Source organism: Micromonospora sp. HB375 (genome assembly GCF_017872985.1).
GTDB lineage: Bacteria > Actinomycetota > Actinomycetes > Mycobacteriales > Micromonosporaceae > Micromonospora > Micromonospora chalcea.
In genome coordinates, this window is the sequence record NZ_JAGGJO010000001.1 from 3,823,955 (window position 1) to 3,845,711 (window position 21,757).

The 21,757-nt window shown below is 74.9% G+C and carries 18 protein-coding genes; 4 read left to right on the forward strand and 14 right to left on the reverse strand.

What is annotated here, in order from left to right; translation table 11 throughout:
- Positions 1-34: 34 nt before the first annotated feature.
- The gene (locus J3R08_RS17580) at positions 35-1,297 is read right to left on the reverse strand and encodes a glycosyltransferase family 4 protein (RefSeq protein WP_209962051.1); all 1,263 of its coding nucleotides are present in this window, start codon (positions 1,295-1,297) and stop codon (positions 35-37) included.
- 144 nt (positions 1,298-1,441) lie between these two features.
- On the opposite strand from J3R08_RS17580, the gene J3R08_RS17585 reads away from it, so the two are divergent.
- Complete coding sequence (locus tag J3R08_RS17585; protein ID WP_043330096.1) at positions 1,442-1,996, forward strand: protein-tyrosine-phosphatase; 555 nt, start codon at positions 1,442-1,444, stop codon at positions 1,994-1,996.
- Here the strand turns inward: J3R08_RS17585 and J3R08_RS17590 are convergent.
- Positions 1,977-3,428, reverse strand: a complete 1,452-nt coding sequence (locus tag J3R08_RS17590; protein WP_043323724.1) for a polysaccharide biosynthesis tyrosine autokinase — start codon at positions 3,426-3,428, stop codon at positions 1,977-1,979. The two genes, J3R08_RS17585 and J3R08_RS17590, sit on opposite strands and share 20 nt — an antisense overlap.
- A 185-nt stretch (positions 3,429-3,613) precedes the next feature.
- Here J3R08_RS17590 and J3R08_RS17595 point away from each other — a divergent pair, with 185 nt between their 5' ends.
- Both J3R08_RS17595 and nhaA read left to right on the forward strand, forming a co-directional pair.
- Positions 3,614-5,461, forward strand: a complete 1,848-nt coding sequence (locus J3R08_RS17595) for a nucleoside-diphosphate sugar epimerase/dehydratase (RefSeq protein WP_043323722.1) — start codon at positions 3,614-3,616, stop codon at positions 5,459-5,461.
- A 154-nt stretch (positions 5,462-5,615) separates the two neighbouring features.
- On the forward strand, positions 5,616-6,914 hold the full coding sequence (nhaA, locus tag J3R08_RS17600; RefSeq protein ID WP_209962052.1) for a Na+/H+ antiporter NhaA: 1,299 nt from the start codon (positions 5,616-5,618) through the stop codon (positions 6,912-6,914).
- A 55-nt stretch (positions 6,915-6,969) separates the two neighbouring features.
- Here the strand turns inward: nhaA and J3R08_RS17605 are convergent, their stop codons facing one another.
- From J3R08_RS17605 to J3R08_RS17635, 7 genes are all read right to left on the reverse strand, one after another.
- Positions 6,970-7,557, reverse strand: coding sequence for a TMEM165/GDT1 family protein (locus tag J3R08_RS17605; protein WP_069088592.1), 588 nt, complete (start codon positions 7,555-7,557; stop codon positions 6,970-6,972).
- Positions 7,558-7,783: 226 nt separating this feature from the next.
- Positions 7,784-8,749 carry an L-histidine N(alpha)-methyltransferase gene (gene egtD, locus J3R08_RS17610; RefSeq protein ID WP_209962056.1) on the reverse strand — a complete coding sequence of 322 codons (966 nt, stop codon included), beginning with the start codon at positions 8,747-8,749 and terminating at the stop codon, positions 7,784-7,786.
- Between the two features lie 38 nt (positions 8,750-8,787).
- Complete coding sequence (gene egtC / locus J3R08_RS17615) at positions 8,788-9,534, reverse strand: ergothioneine biosynthesis protein EgtC (protein WP_209962058.1); 747 nt, start codon at positions 9,532-9,534, stop codon at positions 8,788-8,790.
- Between the two features lie 9 nt (positions 9,535-9,543).
- A complete protein-coding gene (gene egtB / locus J3R08_RS17620; RefSeq protein ID WP_064445810.1) occupies positions 9,544-10,872 on the reverse strand; it encodes an ergothioneine biosynthesis protein EgtB in 1,329 nt (442 codons plus the stop codon).
- On the reverse strand, positions 10,869-12,104 hold the full coding sequence (egtA, locus tag J3R08_RS17625; protein WP_209962060.1) for an ergothioneine biosynthesis glutamate--cysteine ligase EgtA: 1,236 nt from the start codon (positions 12,102-12,104) through the stop codon (positions 10,869-10,871). The genes egtB and egtA overlap by 4 nt, the downstream gene beginning before the upstream one ends.
- 156 nt (positions 12,105-12,260) lie before the next feature.
- Entirely contained in the window at positions 12,261-12,992 is a 732-nt protein-coding gene (locus J3R08_RS17630) for a hypothetical protein (protein WP_209962062.1), read from the reverse strand.
- 16 nt (positions 12,993-13,008) lie between these two features.
- The gene (locus J3R08_RS17635; protein WP_069088687.1) at positions 13,009-13,644 is read right to left on the reverse strand and encodes an RNA polymerase sigma factor; all 636 of its coding nucleotides are present in this window, start codon (positions 13,642-13,644) and stop codon (positions 13,009-13,011) included.
- A gap of 496 nt (positions 13,645-14,140) precedes the next feature.
- Between J3R08_RS17635 and J3R08_RS17640 the strand changes: the two genes are divergently transcribed.
- Positions 14,141-15,520, forward strand: coding sequence for a serine/threonine-protein kinase (locus tag J3R08_RS17640; protein ID WP_209962064.1), 1,380 nt, complete (start codon positions 14,141-14,143; stop codon positions 15,518-15,520).
- Between the two features lie 63 nt (positions 15,521-15,583).
- Here J3R08_RS17640 and J3R08_RS17645 read toward each other — a convergent pair whose 3' ends face one another.
- The 5 genes from J3R08_RS17645 to J3R08_RS17665 form a co-directional block, all read right to left on the reverse strand.
- Complete coding sequence (locus J3R08_RS17645; protein ID WP_209962067.1) at positions 15,584-18,064, reverse strand: ABC transporter permease; 2,481 nt, start codon at positions 18,062-18,064, stop codon at positions 15,584-15,586.
- Between the two features lie 5 nt (positions 18,065-18,069).
- Entirely contained in the window at positions 18,070-18,783 is a 714-nt protein-coding gene (locus tag J3R08_RS17650; protein ID WP_051611472.1) for an ABC transporter ATP-binding protein, read from the reverse strand.
- Positions 18,784-18,983: 200 nt separating this feature from the next.
- The gene (locus J3R08_RS17655; protein WP_043323707.1) at positions 18,984-19,649 is read right to left on the reverse strand and encodes a response regulator transcription factor; all 666 of its coding nucleotides are present in this window, start codon (positions 19,647-19,649) and stop codon (positions 18,984-18,986) included.
- Positions 19,646-20,848 carry a sensor histidine kinase gene (locus J3R08_RS17660; RefSeq protein ID WP_374102382.1) on the reverse strand — a complete coding sequence of 401 codons (1,203 nt, stop codon included), beginning with the start codon at positions 20,846-20,848 and terminating at the stop codon, positions 19,646-19,648. The genes J3R08_RS17655 and J3R08_RS17660 overlap by 4 nt, the downstream gene beginning before the upstream one ends.
- Positions 20,849-20,994: 146 nt before the next feature.
- Positions 20,995-21,690 carry a DUF305 domain-containing protein gene (locus tag J3R08_RS17665; protein WP_209962071.1) on the reverse strand — a complete coding sequence of 232 codons (696 nt, stop codon included), beginning with the start codon at positions 21,688-21,690 and terminating at the stop codon, positions 20,995-20,997.
- Positions 21,691-21,757 lie beyond the last annotated feature (67 nt).

Genomic DNA, 21,757 nt, shown 5'->3' on the forward strand with positions numbered 1-21,757 from the left:
TGCTTTCTAGCATGGAAAAGGAAGCTTTAGTTGGCTATTCCGCCGCTCTGTCGGCTTGCATCGCTTCTGCGAGTTTTGCTCGCTTCGGCGCCACACCCGCCGCCTCCTGCAGCAGGGCCTCGATCCGGTCCACGCCGGCCCGCATCGACATCTCCCGCAGGTACGCCCCCCGGCCCCGCCTACCCATGTCGATCCGGGCGGCCGCCGGGATGGCGGCGGCCAGCCAGAAGCGGTCGGCGAGCGCCGCCCAGTCCTCCGGCGGGCAGGACAGCCCCGCGCGGGCCCGCTCGACCAGCTCCGCCGTCTCCCCACCGGCGGAGGCGACCACCGGCGCGGCACAGGAGAGCGCGGCCTGGAGCTTGGCGGGCACGGTCCCCCGCAGCTCGGGCAGGTCGCGCTGCGCCACGAGCTGATAGTCGGCGGCCGCGTAGAGCTGCGGCATGTCCACGGCGGACCGTCGCTCGACGAACCGGACGTTGTCGGCGCCGAGCTCGGCGGCCAGCCCCCGCACCCGCCGCTCCTGCGGACCGGAGCCGACCAGCACCAGGTCCATCCGGTCGCCGAGCGCCGCCGCCGCGCGGACCGCCGTCTCCAGCCCCTGGCGCACGCCGATCGTCCCGGCGTGCATCACCACGCAACGGTCGTCCCGCCGGATGAGCCGGCGGACGGCCGGACCGGCCTGGGTCGGACGGAAGATGCGTTCGTCGGTCCAGTTGAGCACCGTACGCACCCGCGCCGGATCGGCCCCGCGGGCGCGCACCAGATCCGCCATGGACGGCGAGCTGACCGCCACCACTGCCGCCTCCCGGTAGAGGCGGCGCATGGCGGCCTCCAGCCGGGCCGGCGCCCGGTCGCTCTGCGCCGGGCCCGGCTCGTGCTCCGTCCAGACGTCCTGCACGTGCAGGACGGTGGGCGTACGGCCGAGCAGCCGCAGCAGCCCGGACGCCGCGAACGTGACCGCCGGGTGACCGAAGACGTAGAGCGCGTCGACGCCCCGCAGCAGGCCCCGCCCGGCGAGCGCGGCGCTGCCGGCGAAGGAGAGCCAGCTCGCGGTACGGGCCCGGGGCGTGCCGTCGCCGCCGGCGTACCGGGGCACCCGGCGTACGGTCAGCCGCTCGCTGTGCGTCTGGTGCCGCCAGCGCTGCCGCCAGCCCGGATAGACGTGGCCACCCGGATAGTCCGGGAACCCGGTGAGCACCCGTACCTCGTGGCCCCGGGCGACCAACTCCTCGGCCAGGCTGCCCGGGACGAACGCCGGCTCCGGCGGGAAGTGGTACGACAGGATGCCGATCCTCATGTCCACGCTCCCGGCGCGGCTTGCCGGACGGGCGCGCGGCGCGGCGCGTACGATTCCGGCAACCCCTCTGCGTCCGGCCGCGACCGCCGGAAGAACGCCGTCGCGGCACTCTGCGCCGCGACCGTGCCGACGAGAGGGGTGCAGATGGTCGACGAGGTCCTCTTCGTCTGCCACGCGAACATGTGCCGGTCACCGATGGCGGAGTTCATCGCCCGCCGGATGCTGGCCGGTCTGCCGCTGGCGGTCGCCAGCGCGGGCACCGACGCGATCGACGGCGCCGCCATGCACCCGTACGCGGTCGAGGTGGCTGCCCGGACCGGCGCGGACCCGGCGGCCTTCCGCACCCGGCGGCTGCGCCCCGAGCACCTGACCGGAGCGGCGCTGGTGCTGACCGCGACCCGCCGCCAGCGCTCGGCCTGCACCGCGATGGCCCCGGCCACGCTGGCGCGGACGTTCACGCTCCGGCAGTTCGCCCGGCTGGCCACCGAGGCCCGGGCGGACGAGGCGGAGGCGGGCACGCCGTTGCGGGCGGCGGTGTCGGCCGCCGTGCGCGCCCGGGGGCGGCTGCAACCCGCCGCCCCCGACGTGGACGACCTGCGCGACCCGATCGGCGGCTCGCCGGCCGACTTCCGGCGGTGCGCGGAGGAGATCGAGCGGTCGATCCGCCCCGTGCTCGCGCTCATCGCGACAGCCGGGTGAGTTCCTGCGTCCGGTCGCCCCCGACGGCCTTGGCGCCCCGGCGGCTGCCGGCCCGGTCGGCCGGCACCGAGGGCGCGGCCGGCGGCACGACCACCTTGTACGCCTCGTACTGGTAGGCGTCCGACTTGGCCACCTTGGCCATGTTGAGCACGCAGCCGAGCAGGCGCACCGAGACCGAGCTGAGCGCGTTCGCCGCCGCCGCCACCTGGCTGCGCGAGGTCCGGCCCTGCTGGGTGACCAGGAGCGCGCCGTCGGCCTGCACGGCCACCACCACGCCGTCGGTGACGGCCAGCAGCGGCGCGGTGTCGATCACCACGATGTCCGCCGAGTCCCGCAGCGCCACCAGCAGGTCCGCCATGGACTTCGAGCCGAGCAGCTCGCTCGGGTTGGGCGGGGTGGCGCCGCTGGGCAGCACGAGAAGGGACTTCTCCCCCCAGCGCTGCACCACGTCACCGACCTGGACGTCGCCGACCAGCACGTCGGTGAGGCCGACGCCGCCGTCGAGGCCCAGGTAGTCGGCCACCTTCGGGCGGCGCAGGTCGGCGTCGATGAGAAGCACCCGCCAGCCCGCCTCGGCCAGCGCGATGGCGGTGTTGCAGGCCATCGTGGTCTTCCCCTCGCCCTGCAACGCGCTCGTGACCGCGATGACCCGGGCCGGCTCGTGCACGTCCACGAAGCGCAGGTTCGTGCGCAGTTTGCGGACCGCCTCGGCACGGGCGGAGGTGGCCGCCGCGCCGACGATCAGCGGCGCCGCCTTCGCGCCGTTCTCGTACGGGATCTCGCCGAGCAGCGGGCTGCCGGTCACCCGTTGCAGCGCGGCGCCGTCGCGCATCCGGACGTCGGCCAGCCCGCGCAGCACGGCCAGCGCGGCGCCGAGCAGCAGGCCCAGCACACCGCCCATGACCAGGTTGCGCGTGGGCTGCGGCGAGACCGGGCTGGACGTCACCCGGGGACCGCTGACGACCTCGATCTTGATCGGCGGGGCATTGCCGTCCGGCGGCGTCTCGACCTTGCGCACCAGCTCGGTGAACTTCGTCGCGAGCGTCTCGGTGGTCTTCAGCGCCCGGGTCTGGTCGGTGTCGGTGATCGTGGCCTTGAGCAGGACCGTGCCGGTCGTGCTGGCGGTCCGGATCCGGCTGCGCACCTGGTCGGCGGTGAGACCCAGCGGCGCGTCGGCCACCACGCTCTGCGCCAGCCGGTCGCTGGTGAGCAGGTCACCGTAGGACTTCACCCGCTGCTGAAGGAAGAGGCTGCCCTGGTAGGCGTCGGTGACGCCCTGGCTGGGCGTGGTGACGAAGAACGTCACCGAGGCCTCGTACCGAGGCGCCGTCCGGACCGTCACGAGCGCGGCGGTGCCCAGGGCGAGCATCACCGTCACCAACACGATCCACCAGTGGCGTCGGACCAGGCGCAGGTAGCCGAGAACGTCCATCACGCCCTCCCTAGCGACACGCCGGTCTGCCGATGAAACTGCACGAAAGCCCCCTAAAAGCACCCGTACCCGTGCCAGGATCGAATCGCCTATTCACGACTTTACGTGACTTGACGAATGTAAACGACCGAACAGGCACAGAAGGTCTAATCCTTTCAATCCGGATAGGACACAGAGGGCAGCCCATGGATCGTGAAGCCAGCACAGCAGTGCGACCGCACCGCCGGATCACCCACCGCGCCGCCACCCTTTCCCTGTTAACGCTGGACACGGCCGCGTGGTGCGGAGGATTTCTCGGCGCCGCCTGGACGAGGTACGAGTTCGACCTGACCGTCGCCGCCAGCGCCCGTACGCTCGGCCTGGCGCTGGCCTGCGCCGCGCTGTACGCCGCGCTCACGCTGCTGCGCTCCCGGATCTACGGCCGCTACCCGATCGGCAGCTCTGGGGACGCACAGGGGCTCGCCGTCACCGTCGCGCTCGTCGCGGCCGTCGGCGCCGTCGCCGTGATGCAGTGGACGCGGCATCCCGTACCGGCCAGCACGCCGCTCGTCGGCGGCACGGTGGCGCTGGTGGTGATGGCGACCGCCCGCGGCCTGTGGCGTGCCCACGCCGACCGCCGGCCACCCGCCCCACGGAACGCCGAGCGCTGCCTGGTCTACGGGGTGGACGCGGCCAGCGAGCGGCTCGTCCGGGTGCTGCTGCAGGATCCCGACAGCAGCTACCGGCCGGTCGGCCTGCTCGACGACGCGGCCGACAGCCGCGGCCTGCGGCTGGAGGGGCTGCGCGTGCTGGGCGGCCGCGAGCAGGTCGGCGACGCCGTTCGGGCGACCGGGGCGACCACCGTCATCTTCTCGATGAGCGGCTCGGACCCGCAGCTGCTGCGCGACGTGCGTACCCGGACCCTGGAGGCCGGGGCGGCGTTCAAGGTGCTGCCGCCGGTGCGCGAGCTGCTCGACCGGCCGGTCGCCGCCACCGACGTGCGCGACGTCCAGCTCACCGATCTGCTGGGCCGGGCGCACCGGGTGGCGGAGCTGAGCGTGGAGCGGGGTGGGCTGGCCGGCCGGCGGGTGCTGGTGACCGGCGCCGGCGGCTCGATCGGCTCGGAGCTGTGCCGGCAGATCGCCCGCTGCGAGCCGGACGAGCTGATGATGCTCGACCGGGACGAGTCGGCGCTGCACGCGCTGCAGATGTCCCTGCACGGGCGCGCGCTGCTGGACGGCCCGGAGCTGATCCTGGCCGACATCCGCGACGCCGAGGGCATCGCCCGGGTGATCGCCGACCGGCAGCCCGACGTGGTGTTCCACGCCGCCGCGCTCAAGCACCTCACGCTGCTCCAGCGCCACCCCGGTGAGGCGATCAAGACCAACATCCTGGGTACGCTGAACGTGCTGGAGGCGTGCCGGGACGTCGCCGAGTTCGTGAACATCTCCACCGACAAGGCGGCCAACCCGGCGAGCGTGCTCGGCTACTCCAAGCGGATCACCGAGCGGCTCACCGCGTACCACGCGCAGCGGCTCAACGGCACCTACCTCAGCGTCCGGTTCGGCAACGTGCTCAGCAGCCGCGGGTCGGTGCTCACCGCGTTCCAGGCGCAGATCCGCGCCGGCGTGCCGGTCACCGTCACCCACCCCGACGTCACCCGCTACTTCATGACCGTCCAGGAGGCGGTGCACCTGGTGCTCCAGGCCGCGACCATCGGCCGGGGCGGCGAGGCGCTGGTGCTCGACATGGGCGAGCCGGTCCGGATCGCGGACGTGGCGCGCCGGCTCGCCGCCGAGGCGGACCGGCCCGTGGAGATCGTCTTCACCGGGTTGCGGCCCGGTGAGAAGCTGCACGAGCACCTGTTCGGCGCGGACGAGGTGGACACCCGCCCGCTGCACCCGCTGATCTCCCACGTCCCGGTGCCGGAACTGGACCCGGACGAGGTGCGGACGCTGGACCCGTACGCGGAACCGGACGAGCTGATCAAGCGACTGGCGGCGTTCTGCGAACCGGCCGGCGCCGCCCTGCCGGCGCTGCCCGGCCAGCGCTGACCGGAGCCGGTGGGACGCCCGCCCACGAGATGGGACGAGCGTCCCACCGGCTCAGCTCGCCGCCGGTCCCGGCGGCCGTTAGGCTTGGAACCGGTGTGCCGGGAAGCCTGGTCGGCGATGGATTCGCCGACCCCAGCTCCCGAACGGACGCCGCATGACCCACACCCCACCTCCGTCGCGCCTGCTCTCCCGCCGCTCCTGGCCGGAGGCCCGGTTCCTGGCCGACGTGCTGCGCACCGAGACGGTCGGCGGCGCTCTGCTGCTGCTCGGCGCCGTGATCGCGCTGATCTGGGCCAACTCGCCGTGGCGCGCCGGGTACGCGGAACTGAGCCACTGGGTGCCCTGGCCCGGCGGCGCGGCGCTGCACCTCGACCTCAGCCTGCGCACCTGGGCCGCCGACGGGTTGCTGGCGATCTTCTTCTTCGTGGTGGGCCTGGAACTCAAACGCGAGTTCGTCGCCGGTGACCTGCGGGACCCCCGCCGGGCCGCGCTGCCGGTGATCGCGGCCGTCGGCGGCATGGTCGCGCCCGCGCTGATCTACCTGGCGGTGACGCTCAGCGCCGGCGGCGCCGGACTGCGCGGATGGGCCATCCCCACCGCCACCGACATCGCGTTCGCCCTCGCCGTGCTCGCCGTGGTCAGCTCCCACCTGCCGCAGGGGCTGCGCGCGTTCCTGCTCACCCTCGCGGTGGTGGACGACCTCTTCGCGATCACCATCATCGCGGTGTTCTACACCGCCGACTTCCACCCGCTGCCGCTGCTCGGCGCGCTGCTGCCGATCGCCGTGTTCGGGTTGCTCGTGCAGCGGCGCCGCACCTGGTGGTGGGCGCTGATCCCGCTGGCCGTGACCGCCTGGACGCTCGTGCACGCCTCCGGCGTGCACGCCACGGTGGCGGGCGTACTGCTCGGCTTCACCGTGCCCGTGCTGCGCGGACGCGACGGCTCACCCGGCCTGGCCGAACGGCTGGAGCACCGCTGGCGGCCGGTCTCCGCCGGCCTGGCCGTACCGGTCTTCGCCTTCTTCGCCGCCGGGGTGACGCTGGTCGGCGTGGACGTGGGCGGCGTGCTCAGCAACCCGGTGGTGCTCGCGGTCGCCGCCGGACTCGTGCTGGGCAAGGTCGTCGGCGTGTTCGGCTCGACGTACCTGCTCGCCCGGTTCACCCGGGCCGAACTGGACGAGGAGATCACCTGGGCCGACCTGCTCGGACTCGCGCTGCTGGCCGGCATCGGCTTCACCGTGTCGCTGCTCATCGGCGAGCTCGCGTTCGGCACGGGCAGCCCGGAGGAGGACGGCGTCAAGGTGGCGGTGCTGCTCGGCTCGCTGACCTCCGCCCTGCTCGCCTCGGTGGTGCTGGTCCGCCGCAACCGGGTCTACCGCCGGATCAGCGAACGGGAGAACCGGGACGCCGACGGTGACGGCATCCCGGACATCTACCAGGGCGGAGCCGCCTGACCCGCGTCGCGCCGGCCGTCCCCGGAGCGGGAACGGCCGGCGCGACACGGGCCGATCAGTTCAGCTCGGTGACCGCCTCGAAGATCAGCCACAGGCCGCAGATGGCGAACAGCACTGCCGCGCCGTAACGGATCGCCCGCTCCGGCAGGTGCCGGCCGAGCATCCGGCCCACCAGGATCGCCAGCGCGTCCGCGGCGACCATGCCGAGCGTCGACCCGAGCCAGGTGCCGAACCAGCCGTACTTGGTGGCCAGCGTGATGGTGGCGAGCATGGTCTTGTCGCCCAGCTCGGCCAGGAAGAACGCCACACCCACCGCGAGGATCGCCGACTTGCCGCTGCGTTCGGCCTTGCGCTTCTCCTCCTCGGTCAGCTTGTCGCCGCGCAGCGTCCACGCGCCGAATCCGAGGAACGCCAGGCCGGCGATGAGCGAGATCCAGCCGGTGGGCAGCGCGGCGTTCAGGCCGTACCCGATGGCCACCGAGGCCAGGTGCACGATCGCGGTGGCGATCGTGATGCCGATGAGCACCGGCACCGTCTTGAACCGAGTGGCGAATGTCAGCGCCATGAGCTGGGATTTGTCGCCCAGCTCCGCAACGAAGATCACGCCGAAGCTGACCACCAGCGCGACGAGGAAACCCTCCATGTGAACCTTCCCGATCAAGCCGGGAGGAGGAACGGGGGCGCCCTCGACCCGGCTGCGACAGCCTGAGTCGAAGGTCTCGCCCGCCCCGGAGACCGGGGCCGCGTGGCCGGATGCGGAACGCACCAGTGTGTCGACCACGACATTGGGGGCTACTCCCCTTCGCGCAGCCAGCCTAGCCGATCACCCGCCGGGCCCGTCAGCGGGTGTGGCCCGGACCACCCGGACCTCAGTCGGCCCGGGCCAGGCTCACCCCGAACAGCCCGCCCGGGTCGGTCCAGATCGCCTGCCGGGTGAACCCGGCGGCGGTCAGCTCGGCCGCGATCCCCTCCGGCCGGAACTTGGCCGACACCTCGGTGCGCAGCTCCTCGCCGGCGGCGAACACGACGTCGGTGTCCAGCACCCGCACCGTTGTCGGGCGCTCGGCGCGCAGCCGCATCTCGATCCACTCCCGCTCCGGGTCCCAGACCGCCACGTGCCGGAACGCGTCGACGTCGAAGTCCGCGCCCAGCTCCCGGTTGATCACCCGGAGCACGTTGCGGTTGAACTCGGCGGTCACGCCGGCCGCGTCGTCGTACGCGGGCACGATCACCGCCGGGTCCTTCACCAGGTCGGTGCCGATCAGCAGCCAGTCGCCGGTCTCCAGCGCCGCGCGCATCGCCGTGAGGAACCCGGACCGCTCCACCGGCAGCAGGTTGCCGATCGTGCCGCCGAGGAACGCGACCAGGCGCCGGCCGCCGGTGGGCAGCCGGTCCAGGTGGCGGGTGAAGTCACCGACGATCCCCCGCACCCGCAGCCCCGGGTACGCGGCGGCGATCTGCTCGGTGGAGGAGCGCAACGCGCTCACCGACACGTCCAGCGGAACGAACGTGCCCAGGTCGCCGTGCCGGGTGAAGGCGTCCAGCAGCAGGCGGGTCTTCTCCGACGAGCCCGACCCCAGCTCGATCAGCGTCTTCGCGCCGGTCAGGGTGGCCACGTCGTCGGCGTGCGCGGCGAGCACGGCCCGCTCGGCCCGGGTCGGGTAGTACTCCGGCAGGCGGGTGATCTCCTCGAACAGCTCGCTGCCCCGGGCATCGTAGAACCACTTCGGCGGCAGCCACTTCGGCGTCGCGGCCAGCCCCACCCGTACGTCCTCCCGCAACCCACGGTCGAGGTCCCGCTCCTCCAGGTGGATCTCCAGCGGCTCCGCGCTCATCAGGTGTCCTCTCTGTCCTGCCGGTGATGGGAAGAACGTCAGGCGGCGGTCAGCTCCCGCACGTCGAACCGGCCCGTGGACGCCACCACGAGCCGGCCGTCCGGCACCGCCTGCCAGGCCGGGTCGTCGTCGAACGGCTCGGAGGCCAGCAGCACCGAGTCCGGCCCGCGACGCGCCGACAGCGCGTGGCCGCCCGTGCTCGCCACCACCGTCGTACCGTCGGTGAGCAGCAGATTCAGCCGCGAGCCGGGAGCGGCGGCGGCGACCGCCGCGACCGTGTCCGCGACCGCCTCGTCCGGCGGGGCCCCGGCGCGCAGCCGGTGCCGGACCAGCGCCCACAGCAGCGCCGAGTCGGTCGGCACGTCGAGCGTGACCAGGTCGCGCACGGGCAGGCCGGCGGCGAGCGGGACCAGGCTGTCCGGCCAGCCCCGCACCACGCCGTTGTGGCTGAACAACCAGCGGCCCTCGGCGAACGGCGCCGCCGCCGTCTCGTGCAGCGGCATGCCGACGGTGGCGGACCGGACCGCCGCCAGCACCGCCCGCGCCCGCGTCACGGCGGCCAGCTCCGGCAGCGTGGTGTCGCTCCACATCGGCTGGGCCCGCCGGTACCGGACCGGGTCGCCGTCGTCCGGGTACCAGGCGACGCCGAAGCCGTCGGCGTTTATGGTGCCGCCGCCGCGCATGTCACGCGGCGCCCACGACTGGCGCAGCAGGCCGTACGGCGGGTCGAACAGCAGGCTGCCCAGGAGCACGGGTGGACCGAGGTACGCGAGGTGACGGCACATCGGGCCGGCTCACTCCTCCGGGCCGGCGTCACGGGCGCAGCGGAAACCGCTGAAGATCTGCCGCCGGATCGGGTAGTCCCAGTTGCGGAACGTGCCCCGGCAGGCGGACCGGTCGGTGCCGAACGAGCCGCCCCGCAGCACCCTGTGGTCGTCGCCGAAGAAGACCTCCGAGTACTCCCGGTAGGGGAACGCGGTGAAGCCCGGGTGCCCGCGGAACGGCGACGAGGTCCACTCCCACACGTCGCCGACGAGCTGGTGCACGCCCAGCGGCGAGGCGCCCGCCGGGTACGCGCCCACCGGCGCCGGCCACAGGTGCCGCTGGCCCAGGTTGGCGTGCTCGGCGCCCGGATCCTCGTCGCCCCACGGGTAACGGCGGGACCGGCCGGACGCCGGGTCCCAGCGGGCCGCCTTCTCCCACTCCGCCTCGGTGGGCAGCCGCTTGCCGGCCCACGCCGCGTACGCCTGCGCCTCGTACCAGCAGACGTGCACCACCGGCTCGTCGTCGCGGACCGCCGACCAGCGGCCGAACCGGCGGTACGCCCAGCCGTCGCCGTCGCGCCGCCAGTGCATCGGCGCGCTCAGCTCCGCGTCGATCCGGTGCCGCCAGCCGGCCTCGCTCCACCAGCGCGGCTCGTCGTATCCGCCGTCGGCGATGAACGCGCGGTACTGCCCGTTCGTGACCGGCGCGGCGTCGATGAGGTACGCGGGCAGGTCGACGGTGTGCGCCGGGCGCTCGTTGTCCAGTGCCCACGGGTCGGTGGAGGTGCCCATCGTGAACGGCCCGGCCGGCACCCGTACCTCCCCGCCGACCCGGGACCGGGGCTCCGGCGGTGGCGGCGCGTCCAGCACCGGAGCGCCGGCGCGCAGCTGGTGGGTGGCGAGCATGGTCTCGTCGTGCTGCTGCTCGTGCTGCACGATCATGCCGAACGCGAACCCGTCGGCGACCAGGGGACGCTCGGTGAAGCGGATGCCGTCGAGCAGGTCGAACACCTTGTCGCGGACCGTACGCACGTAGGCGCGCGCCTCGGCCGGCGGCAGCAGCGGCAGCGCCGGGCGGTCCTTGCGGGGCTGCTTGAACGCGTCGTAGAGGTCGTCGATGTCGTGGCGCACCGGTTCGCGGCCGCCGACGTCGCGGACCAGCCACAGCTCCTCCTGGTTACCGACGTGCGCCAGGTCCCAGACCAGCGGCGACATCAGCGTGGAGTGCTGCCGGACCAGGTCGTCGTCGTCCACCGCGTCGGTGAGCGCCGCGGTGCGGGCGCGGGTCCGCTCCAGCTCCGCGGCGATCCGGTCGCGCAGTCGTTCGGCGTCAGTGCCCGGTCGCTCGGTCGTGGTCACCGGTGTCCCCTCTCCGCGGCGGCACGTCGCCGCCGGATCTCTCGGTGGGTCTCCTCGTGGATGGCGGGCGGCAGATCGAGGCGGGGCAGGGCCGTCAGGGCCAGGTCGAACAGCGCCGCCGCGGCGGTCGCCAGCGGGCGCTCGGCCAGTCCGCAGCGGGCCGCCGCGCGCCACCGGTCGGCGACCGGCGCGGCCGCCGCCAGCGCGTCCCGGGTGGTCGCCGGGTCGGCGAAGAGCGCGGCCAGGACCGCCAGCGGCACGGTCCACGCCGCCCCGGGCTGTGCGTCCAGGTAGCGCAGCTCCAGGTAGCCGCGCGGGCGCACCGGCGGGAACAGCGTGCTGACGTGGTACTCAAGGTCGTCGGTGGTGGGCGGGCGGGGCAGCGCGCCGGCCAGCCAGTCGGCGAACGTGACGTCCGGCGGCGCGGTCCAGTCCGGGCCGTCGCCGCGTACGCAGAGCAGCGGCGCGGCGAGCGCGTACCCGGTCCAGGCGGCCACCGGATCCTCGTCGGCGCGTTCGGGCGACCACACCGGGCGGGTCCGGGCCGGGTCGATGGCCAGCCAGGTGGCCATCCGGGCGGAGGCCCAGCCGGTGGCCCGGCCCGCGTGCCGGTCGGCGGTGGCGAAGGCGGCCAGCAGCGGCGGGCCGACGGCGTGCGCGGCGGCCCACCGCTGCGCGAGGTGCTCCGGCTCGCCCGCGTCGAGGCAGACCTGCAGGCCCGCCGTGCTGTACATCATCGCCCGCCCCGCCGGGCCGCGCCGGTCGAAGGCGCACCGCATGGCCCGGTAGCGGGGGGTTTCCACGACGGGTCGCGGCAGCCGCCAGGGGTCGATGCCGCTACGGCCGAGCACCAGCCCGGCGGCGTCCAGCCGGGCCCGCAGCTCGGCGACGTCGGCCTCGGTGGCCAGGACGAGCGCGCCGACAGTCGGTCGCGGCGCGGCGGAGATCTCCACCTGCCCGCCGGGCTCCACGGTCACGGCGCTCGCGCGCCGGAGCTCGTCGGCCGGGCTGGTGGGGTCGAGCGTCACGGGGCTGTGCCGCCCCAGCGCCCTGCGTAGTCGCTCGCGGTCGACCGGCCGGGCCGGGTCCGCGGCGTCGTGCACGGTCCATTCCAGTTCGACGCCGACGAGCGTGGGCGGTCCGGTCTTGAAGCAGATCCGGGCCAGGTGGCCCCGGGCCGCCTGCTCGTCGCCCAGGACGACGGCGCGGTCCAGGTCCGGCGACATCACCATGGGGCGGCTCCTCCTCGGCGACGGACGACCACGGTGTCGCGACGCGCCCGGCCCGTTCGGCGCGGGACGCCGTCACACCATCCTCTGTCTAGCAGACGTGATCCGCTTGCCCGGAGAGATGAATTTTTGTCCGAAATCTGATTGCGCCCCCCGCGCTCAGTCGTCCTCGTCCTGGTCGTCGTCTTCGGCTGGCGGGGTCCCCGAAGGCTCCCCCACCAGATTCCGGCAGTAGCTCTCCACGTGCTCGGGGCCGCCGGCGGCGGCCACCAGGTCGGCGAAGCCGGGCCTGGTCAGCGCCTTCTCCCGCTGCCGCTCCGACTTGACCAGGTAGGCGCGGCAGTGGGCGACGATCCGGTTGTTCCCCGCCGGGGGCGCGGGCGGCGCGGCCGGGACGCTCGGCGTCGACGTCGGCGTCGGCGTCACGTCACGGGCCGGCCGGGACGCCGCGCCCGACGCCTCGCCGGCCGGTGTGCTCGGCGCCGGCCGCGACGGCCCGGTGGCGGTGGGGCCGGTGACGCCCGGGCCGCTGGTGGCCGGCGCCGGCGGGATCACCGGGTCCGGGTGGCGGTCCAGGCGTACGGCGGCGAAGGCCACCCCGGCGACCGCGGTGGCGGCCAGCCCGGACAGCGCGGCGGCGATCCGCAGGCGCCGGCGCGGCCGGACCGCGGGCACGGGCCCCGGCGCGGGCGCGGCGCGGGCGGCCCGGAAGGCGGCGACCGCCCGGTCCTCGCCGGCGATCTCACCGGCGGTGGCCGGGCCGGCCGCGGCCGACAGCAGCCGGGTCAGCGGGTCGGTCTGCGGCCCCGGTGGCGACCCGGCGCGCGCGGCGTCGAGCAGACGATCGGATTCCGCCCGGTCGGCGGGCCCGCCGGACCGGCGAGGGTGCATGCCGTCTCTCCTCACGTCAGCCCTCCGCCGGCTCGGCCTCGGGCGCGTGCGGCACCTGGCGGTCGGTACGGGGACGCGGCGCGAGGGCGCCCCGGGAGTCGTCCGGGGCAGTGTCCGCCGCCGAGCGCTCCAGCATGGCAGCCAGCCGGCGAAGGCCCCGGTGCGCCGCGGTGCGCACGGCTCCGGCCCGCCGTCCCAGCACCCGCCCGGCGGTCTCCGCGTCGAGGCCGATGACGGCCCGCAGCATCACCGCCTCCGCCTCGGCCGGTGGCAGCGTACGGATCAGGGCCAGCGCGCTCTCGGTGGCGATGGCCTCGCCGGCCCGGTCGGCGGTGTCCGCGTCGGCGGCCAGGTCGTTGAGCGCCTGCACCGGCACCGGTACCGACGGACGCCGCCGCTGCCGGCGCAGATGGTCCATGGCCCGGTTGCGGGCGATCGTGACCGCCCAGGCGCGGAACTCGCCACCGGTGAAGGAGGGCAGGTCGCGGGAGATCTGGAGCCATGCCTCGGAGGCCACGTCCTCGGCGTCGGCGCCGACGAGAGCGGTCAGGTAGCGCAGCAAGGCGGGCTGCAGGCTGCGGTAGAGGAACCGGAACGCCTCCTCGTCGCCGGCCTGTGCCGCGGCGACCGCCTCGTTCAGCTCGGCCGTCACGGTCGCCGTCCGGACCGGGTCGTGTGCGGGCACCGGGCACGCCGGGGAGCCAGTGGCCACACCGCCATCCGCACCCCGCCCCCCGGTGAGTTGATCTGACACTCGCACACGGGTGCGATGAGCCATGGACACTGCCGCGCGGCACGGGCGTCGGCGGACATACGGTACCGACGGCTCGGGGCGGCCGGGAGCCGGGCCGACGCCTGGGAACGCGGGGCGCTCCGGCAAGACGTCAGGGCCGGAGGAAGAGAGAGAAATGTCTACGCCCGTCACCGGCGTGTCGAGGTAACGCAACGTACGGAATCGACGCTTCCCGGCGCAACCGGTCGTGCCGGGCCCCGCGGGCGGACAGCGACGTGCTGTCACATTCTGGCCGATCGTGCCGGTCCGGTCACGGTGCGCCGATCGGCGTCCCGGCTGCTGGAACGCCCCGCTGAAGGCTTTCGATCCCGCGCCGAGATCGCGGGAAATACTTCGCGCCCGCTGTGGGTACGGTATGGGGGTGCTGTCCTCAGACGTCGTACTCAGCGGTCGGTACCGCCTGGAAGACCGTGTCGCCACCGGCGGCATGGGCGACGTCTGGCGTGCCACCGACCTGGTCCTCGGTCGTCCGGTCGCGGTGAAGGTGCTTCTTCCCGCCCTGGTGTCCGACCCCGACTTCATCGCCCGTTTCCGTTCCGAGGCGCGGATCATGGCCTCGCTGCGCCACCCCGGCGTGGTCCAGGTCTTCGACTGCGGCGAGGACGAGCTGCCCAGCGGCGGCCGGGCCGACTACCTGGTGATGGAGTTCGTCGCCGGTGAGCCGCTGTCGCGGCGGATCGAGGACGCGGGGTGCCTCGAGGTCGCCGAGACCATGTCGATCGTGGCCCAGGTGGCGCAGGCGCTGCACGCGGCGCACGGGCGCGGCATCGTGCACCGCGACGTGAAGCCGAGCAATCTGCTGGTGCAGGACGACGGCACCGTGGTGCTCGTCGACTTCGGGGTGGCCCGCTCGACCAACGTCACGAGCATCACCAGCACCAACGCGGTGCCCGGCACCGCCCTCTACATGGCGCCGGAGCAGGCCGCCGGCCGGCCGGTCTCGGGCGCCACCGACGTGTACGCGCTCGGCGCGGTCGCGTACTGCTGCCTCACCGGCAGCCCGCCGTTCACCGGTGACAACCCGCTGCAGGTGGCCGTACGCCATCTCGACGACGAGCCGCCGGAGCTGCCGGCGGAGATCCCGGCGTCGGTGCGCGAGCTGGTGTCCCGGGCGCTGGCCAAGGACCCGGCCGACCGCTACCCGAGCGCCGCGGCGATGGCCGACGCGGCGCGGGCCGCCCGTACCGACTCACCGACCGCGACGATAGCGCTGCGCGGCGCGGCGGGCCCGGCGCGGTCCCGCGACGACCAGCCGGCGGTCCGGCCGGGCGCCGCGGTGGCGACGTCGCGGCGGCGGGGCCGGCGCGGCACGCTCGTCGGGGCGCTGGGCGCGGTGCTGGTGGCGATGGGCGCGCTGGGCGCGCTGGTGGCCGCCGCGAACGACACCGCCGAACCGGCCACGAAGATCGACAAGACGGCGCCCGCGGTGGCGCCGAGCGACCCGGCCGCGGAGCCGGTCGTCGACGAGCCGACGGCCGGCGACGACTACACCTACCGGCCGGTCGGCCCGGGCGGCCGGCCGTCGGCCACGCCGTCGGTGACGCCGAGCGCCTCGACGGTCCCGTCGGCGCAGCCGAGCGTCAGCGAGGAGCCGGCGCCCACCGGCGCGCCGACCACCACGCCGCCCAGCACGCCGGCGACGACGGCGCCCACCACTACGCCGGCACCCGAACCGACCACCGCCGACCCCGGCACCGGCGGTGACACCGGCGGGCAGCCGGCCACCCAACCCTGACCCACGACGAGCCGGCCCCGCCCGCGGCGGAGCCGGCTCCTCGTCGTGTCCGGGCGGTGGTGCTCAGTCCGCGCCGAGCGACGCCACCACCGGCCGGGACAGCGCCCGGCGGGCCGGCAGGACCGAGGCGAGCAGCGCGGCCACCACCGCCACCGCGACGATCAGCCCGATCCGCGCCCAGGGCAGGACGAGCGTGAAGTCCCCGCCGATGCGGGCCACCACTGCCATCGCCCCGGCGGCCGCCCCGGTGCCGAGCGCGATGCCGAGCAGCGTGCCGACGAGCGCGGTGAGCACCGCCTCGACCGCCAGCACACCCCGCATCCCGGCCCGGCTCAGTCCGACCGCGCGCAGCACCGCCGTCTCCCGGGTGCGTTCCACCACGGACAGGCTGAGCGTGTTGGCGACCCCCACGAGCGAGATCACCACGGCGAGGCCGAGCAGCGCGGTGACGAACCCCAGCACCAGGTCGACGGTGCCGGTGAGCATCTTCTTGTACGCGGCCTGGTCCATCACGTTCACCGTCGGGTAGCGCGCCAGCACCGACTCGACAGCGGTCCGGGCCTCGTCGACGCTCACCCCGGCGGCCGGATCCACCTCGGCCAGGTGGCCGCGCACGGTCGGGAACATGGCGGTGAAGTCGGCGTCCAGCACGTCCACCAGGTGACCGGGGGGCACCGGGCTCCCGGCCAGGACCGGCTCCTCGTCGGCCACCACCGCGGCGACCCGGAACGGCCGCCCGGCGAGCGTGATCGTGGAACCGGCCGTCCAGCCCCTGGTCGCGGCCAGCTCGCGGTGCACCAGCACCGCTCCCGGCCCCAGGCCGGCCGGGTCACCGGCGTCCACGGCGGACAGCGTGCGCCGGACCAGCGCCGGGTGCGCGGCCCGCAGCTGCACGTCGTCGACCACCCGGCTGCGCTGCTCGTGCACCACACCCAGCTCCGGGCGGGCGGCCAGTTCGCCGGCGACGGTGGCCGGCAGGTCCCCGCCGATGCCGGTGACCAGGAAGTCCACGCCGATCCGGGCGTCCACCGCGCGTTCGATGCCGGACTTGACGCTCGCCGCGCCGACCACGAAGGCGGAGACCAGCCCGATGCCGATCACCATGGCCGTCGCGGTGGCGGCGACCCGGCGCGGGTTGCGCACCGCGTTCGACACGGCCAGCCCGCCGGTGGCGCCGAACGCCGCGCGGAACGGCCCGCCGAGCACCCGTACCAGCGCCGGCACCAGCACCGGGCCGAACGCCACGATGCCGCCGAAGGCCAGCAACCCGCCGGCCGCGACCAGCACCACCTGGCCGGTGGCGCCGGCGCCGGCCAGCGCCGCCACACCGGCGGCGAGCGCCAGCGCGCCGACCGCCAGCCGGATCCGCCCGGCCGGACGGACCGGGTTGACCGCCGCGTCGGTGAGCGCGGCCACCGGGGCGACCCGGGTGCCCTGCCAGGCCGGCAGCGCGGCCGACGCCACGGTGAGCAGCGTCCCCAGCCCCAGCGACAGCAGCAGCGTACGCGGGGTCAGGGTGAGCCCGCTGCCCAGCGGCGCGCCGGTGCCGGCGAGCAGCACGCCGAGGCCGCCGGCCACCGCCGCGCCGGCCAGCACCCCCACGACGGAGGCGAGCAGGCCGGTCACCGCCGCCTCGGACAGCGTGGCCCGGTAGATCTGCCCCCGGGTGGCGCCGACCAGCCGCAGCAGCGCGGTACGCCGGGAGCGCTGGGCGAGCACGATGGCGAAGGTGTTGGCGATCACGAAGCCGGCCACCACCACCGCGACGGCGGCGAACGTGCCCAGCAGCATGCCGAACTGCCGCAGGTCGCGTACCGCGTCGTCGACCGCCGCGTCGAGGATGGCGTCGCGGTCCCGGACCGTCACGTCCGGTCCCACCACGGCGCGGATCTGGTCGGCCAGCACCGCCGTGTCCACGCCGGGACGGGCCGCCACCATGATCCGGCCGTAACCCTTCTCGCCGCTGACGGCCAGCGCGTCCGGGCCGGTCAGCCCGATGTAGGGGCCGCCGACGTCGCGGGAGCTGCCGTCCACGTCGACGGTGCCGACAAGCGTGTACGGCCGGGCCGCGCCGTCGCGTCCGCCGATCGACACCGGGCCGCCGACGGTGAAGCGCTGCTCGGCGACGGTCTCGTCGTCGAGCACCACCTCGCCGGGGCGCTGCGGCAGCCGCCCGGCCACCACGTCGTAGGACTGCAGGGCCGCCTCGGTGGGGACGGCGGCGAGCACCGCGTAGCCGAGCACGGGACGGCCGTCGGCGCCCACCACCCCGGCGGAGCCGGTCAGCTCGCCCGCGGCGGCGGCCACCCCGTCGAGGGCGCGTACCCGGTCCACGAGCGCCGGGGGCAGCGGGTCGCTCTCCGCGTACGCGGCCAGGTCGGTGTGTCTGTCGAACTCACCGGCCCGCTCGTACGCCCCGGCGCGCATCCCGTCGGTGAACATCAGCGTGCCGGCGACGAACGCGACGCCGAGCACGATCGCCAGCGAGGACAGCAGCAGGCGCAGGCCGTCGGCGCGGACCTGGCGCAGGGTCAGCCGCAGCATCCCGGTCACCGCCCTGCCGGCGCGACGGCCGGGTCGAGCCGGCTGAGCGCGTCCCGGACCGCGCCGACCGTGGGCGCGTGCAGTTCGTCGACCAGCCGGCCGTCGGCCAGGAAGACCACCCGGTCGGCGTACGCGGCGGCGGCCGGGTCGTGGGTGACCATGACGACGGTCTGACCGAGCATGTCCACCGCCTCGCGCAGCAGCCGCAGCACTTCGGCGCCGGAGCGCGAGTCGAGGTTGCCGGTCGGCTCGTCGGCGAAGATCACCCAGGGCCGGGTGATCAGCGCGCGGGCCACCGCGACGCGCTGCTGCTGCCCGCCGGACAGCTCCGCCGGGCGGTGCCCGAGGCGGTCGGTCAGGCCCACCGCCGCCACCACCTGCCCCAGCCACGCCGGGTCCGGGCGACGGCCGGCGATCGCCAGCGGCAGGACGATGTTCTCCTGCGCGGTGAGCGTGGGCAGCAGGTTGAACTTCTGGAAGACGAAGCCGATCCGGTCCCGGCGCAGCCGGGTGAGCCGCCGGTCGTCCAGGCGCGTCAGGTCGGCGTCACCGATGTGGACCGCCCCGGCGGTCGGCCGGTCGAGGCCGGCGAGGCAGTGCAGCAGGGTGGATTTGCCGGAGCCGGACGGGCCCATGACGGCGGTGAACCGGGCGGCGGCCAGGTCGAGGTCGACGCCGTCGAGCGCGACGACGCGGGACTGCCCGGCGCCGTACTCCATGCGCAGCGCGCGGGCGGCGAGGGCGACGCCGGTGGTCGGTGGTGCGGACACTGAGGTGCTCCTGTCGGACACGGTCTTTCTGACAGTTCCGACGCTAGGGGCGGCACCACCTGGTTGATCTCCACCTGCGCGCTCGACCTCGATGCGACGGAGGTCGTCCCCCACCGGGGAAACCCGTACGACCTGAGGCGTACGCCGGGTCAGCCGCCGGGCGTGATCAGGCCGCTCTCGTACGCCAGGACGACTGCCTGGACCCGGTCGCGCAGCTGGAGCTTGGCCAGGATGCGGCCGACGTGGGTCTTCACCGTCGCCTCCGCGACGTGCACCCGGGCGGCGATCTCGGCGTTGGAGAGCCCCTGCGCCACCAGCAGCAGCACCTCCCGTTCCCGCTCGGTGAGCTGGGCCAGCCGGGGATCGGCGGCCGGCGCGGGGCCGAGCTGCCCGGCGAACCGGTCGAGCAGCCGCCGGGTGATCGACGGGGCCACCACCGAGTCGCCCTGGGCGACCACCCGGATCGCGGCCATGAGCTCCTCCGGCGGCACGTTCTTGAGCAGGAACCCGCTCGCCCCGGCGCGCAGCGCGGCGAACGCGTCGGCCTCCGTGTCGAACGTGGTCAGCGCCAGCACGCGGGGGCGCCCGTCGTCGCGCCGGGCACAGATCCGCCGGGTCGCCTCCACCCCGTCCATGGTCGGCATGCGCAGGTCCATCACCACCACGTCGACGGCGACCCGGTCCAGCACCCGCAGCGCGTCCGCGCCGTCGATGGCCTCGGCGACCACCGCCAGGTCGGGCTGGGAGTCGAGCACCATCCGGAACCCGGCGCGTACCAGCGCCTGGTCGTCGACGATCATCACCCGTACCGTCACGCCGCCGCCCTCCCTTCCCCGGTGCCGGCCGCCGGGGACAGCGGCAGCCGCGCCCGCACCCGCCAGCCACCGGCAAGTGTGGGTCCGGCGGCGAGGCTGCCGTCGTACACCCCGACCCGTTCCCGCATGCCGACCAGGCCGTGACCGCCGGACGGCGCCGGGCCGTCGACCGGACGGCCGCGCCCGTCGTCCACGGCGCGGATCACGACGGCGTCGGCGCTCCAGTCCAGCGTCAGCTCCACCGACGCGCCGACGCCCGCGTGCTTGAGCGTGTTGGTCAGGCTCTCCTGCACCACCCGGTAGACGGTCAGCTCCAGGCCGGGGGGCAGCGGCGGCGGCGCGCCGGCGCCGCCGCAGGCGACCCGCAGCCCGGCGGCGCGGAACCGGTCGAGCAACGCGGGCAGCTCCACCAGCGCGGGCCGGCGGTGCGCGGGCCCGTCCGCCGGGTCCGGCTGCGTCGCTGTGGGTTCCCGCAGTACGCCGACCAGGCGCCGCATCTCCTCCAGCGCCGCCCGGCCGGTGTCCGCCACCACCTTGGCCGCCTCGCGGGCGGTGGCCGGATCCCGGTCGAGCGTGAACCGCACCCCGTCCGCCTGCACGATCATCACGGCCATGCTGTGGGCGACCACGTCGTGCAGCTCGCGGGCGATCCGGGTGCGCTCCTCGGCGACCGCGGCCCGCGCCTGCGCCTCCCGTTCCCGTTCCAGCGTCGCGGCCCGGTCCTCCAGGCTGAGCACGTAGAGCCGGCGGGTCCGCAGGTTCAGCCCGGCCAGCCAGACCGCGCCGACGATCAGGGCGTAGAAGAACGCGCCCATCCACCAGGGCCCGGCGCCGGGCGTCTGGAGCGCGGCGAGCACCCCGCCGAGCACGGCGACGACCCCGGCCACGATGCCGTCGCGGAGCCGGTCGGCGTACTTGACCACGCTGTAGAGGGCGATCAGCACGGCGATGTCGTAGGCGAGCGGACCCCAGCCGGCGATCACCTGGACCAGCGCGAGCGCGGCCACCGCGGCGGCGACCGCCGTCGGGTGGGTACGCCGGAAGAACACCGCCACCGCCGCCGCCAGCCCGACCGCGAACGCCGGTAGGCCGATCTGGCCGGCGACGTACGCGGAGACGGCGAAGAACACGACCAGCCCGCAGACGGCGGTGTCGAAGGCGATGCCGCGCAGCGGACGGCCGAGGATGAGGCGAGCCACGATTCCCCAGCCTAGGCCCGCTCTCCCCACCTCTCCCCCGCCGCCCCACCTTGCGGTGATCATGAGGTTGACGGGCGTCGTCGTCCGATTTGTCGCCGCCAACCTCATGATCGTCCGGAACGGGCGGGCAGGCCGGGAGGCGGGGATCAGGAAGGCAGGAGGGCGCGCATGCGGGTGATCTCGGCGGACTGCTCGACGGCCACGCCGGTGGCGAACTCCTGCATGGCCTGGTCGGCGCCGACCTTCAGCAGGTCGGTGGACATCACGATCGCGCCCTGGTGGTGATCGGTCATCATCCGCACGAACATCCGGTCGAACGCCGCGCCCCTTGCGTCGGCGAGCTGCCGCATCGCCTCGGCGGACTGCATCCCGCGCATGCTGCCGTGGTCGTGCCCCGGCACGTCGGCGGGCAGGTCGCGGGTGCTGAGCCAGGCACGCAGCAGGCCGACCTCCGGCCCCTGGGCAGCGCGGATCCGCTCGGCCACGGCGCGGATGCGGGGATCGGCGGCCCGGTCGGGGGCGAGCGTCGCCATCTCCAGCGCCTGCTCGTGGTGCGGGATCATCATCCGGACGTACCAGACGTCGAGGCTGTTGAACCGGGGCGTCGACGCTGCCCGCACCTGATCGGGCGCACGGGTGGCGGCCGACTCCCCCGGGCGGCCGGGAACCAGCAGCGGCGGCGCCGAGGTGGTGGCGCTCGGGCTCGGCGCGCCCGTCGCGGCGTTCCCCGCCGCGGCCTCGGGCCGGGTGTCGTCGCGCCCGGCGAGCGCCAGCCCGCCGATCACCACGAGCATGACGAGCGCTGTGACGCCCACCCACACGCGCGCCTGCCGGCTGGTCATACGACGCCTCCTCCGGTCAAGGTGAAGGCGATCCTATACATAGACAAAAGTTCCCGAGTGTGACCCA

What these genes read in the sequence shown, in the direction of transcription:
- J3R08_RS17580 (WP_209962051.1), bottom strand. Translation starts at nt 1,297, where the DNA reads ATGAGGATCGGCATCCTGTCGTACCACTTCCCGCCGGAGCCGGCGTTC.
- J3R08_RS17585 (WP_043330096.1), top strand. Translation starts at nt 1,442, where the DNA reads ATGGTCGACGAGGTCCTCTTCGTCTGCCACGCGAACATGTGCCGGTCA.
- J3R08_RS17590 (WP_043323724.1), bottom strand. Translation starts at nt 3,428, where the DNA reads ATGGACGTTCTCGGCTACCTGCGCCTGGTCCGACGCCACTGGTGGATC.
- J3R08_RS17595 (WP_043323722.1), top strand. Translation starts at nt 3,614, where the DNA reads ATGGATCGTGAAGCCAGCACAGCAGTGCGACCGCACCGCCGGATCACC.
- nhaA (WP_209962052.1), top strand. Translation starts at nt 5,616, where the DNA reads ATGACCCACACCCCACCTCCGTCGCGCCTGCTCTCCCGCCGCTCCTGG.
- J3R08_RS17605 (WP_069088592.1), bottom strand. Translation starts at nt 7,557, where the DNA reads ATGGAGGGTTTCCTCGTCGCGCTGGTGGTCAGCTTCGGCGTGATCTTC.
- egtD (WP_209962056.1), bottom strand. Translation starts at nt 8,749, where the DNA reads ATGAGCGCGGAGCCGCTGGAGATCCACCTGGAGGAGCGGGACCTCGAC.
- egtC (WP_209962058.1), bottom strand. Translation starts at nt 9,534, where the DNA reads ATGTGCCGTCACCTCGCGTACCTCGGTCCACCCGTGCTCCTGGGCAGC.
- egtA (WP_209962060.1), bottom strand. Translation starts at nt 12,104, where the DNA reads ATGGTGATGTCGCCGGACCTGGACCGCGCCGTCGTCCTGGGCGACGAG.
- J3R08_RS17630 (WP_209962062.1), bottom strand. Translation starts at nt 12,992, where the DNA reads ATGCACCCTCGCCGGTCCGGCGGGCCCGCCGACCGGGCGGAATCCGAT.
- J3R08_RS17640 (WP_209962064.1), top strand. Translation starts at nt 14,141, where the DNA reads ATGGGGGTGCTGTCCTCAGACGTCGTACTCAGCGGTCGGTACCGCCTG.
- J3R08_RS17645 (WP_209962067.1), bottom strand. Translation starts at nt 18,064, where the DNA reads ATGCTGCGGCTGACCCTGCGCCAGGTCCGCGCCGACGGCCTGCGCCTG.
- J3R08_RS17650 (WP_051611472.1), bottom strand. Translation starts at nt 18,783, where the DNA reads ATGGAGTACGGCGCCGGGCAGTCCCGCGTCGTCGCGCTCGACGGCGTC.
- J3R08_RS17665 (WP_209962071.1), bottom strand. Translation starts at nt 21,690, where the DNA reads ATGACCAGCCGGCAGGCGCGCGTGTGGGTGGGCGTCACAGCGCTCGTC.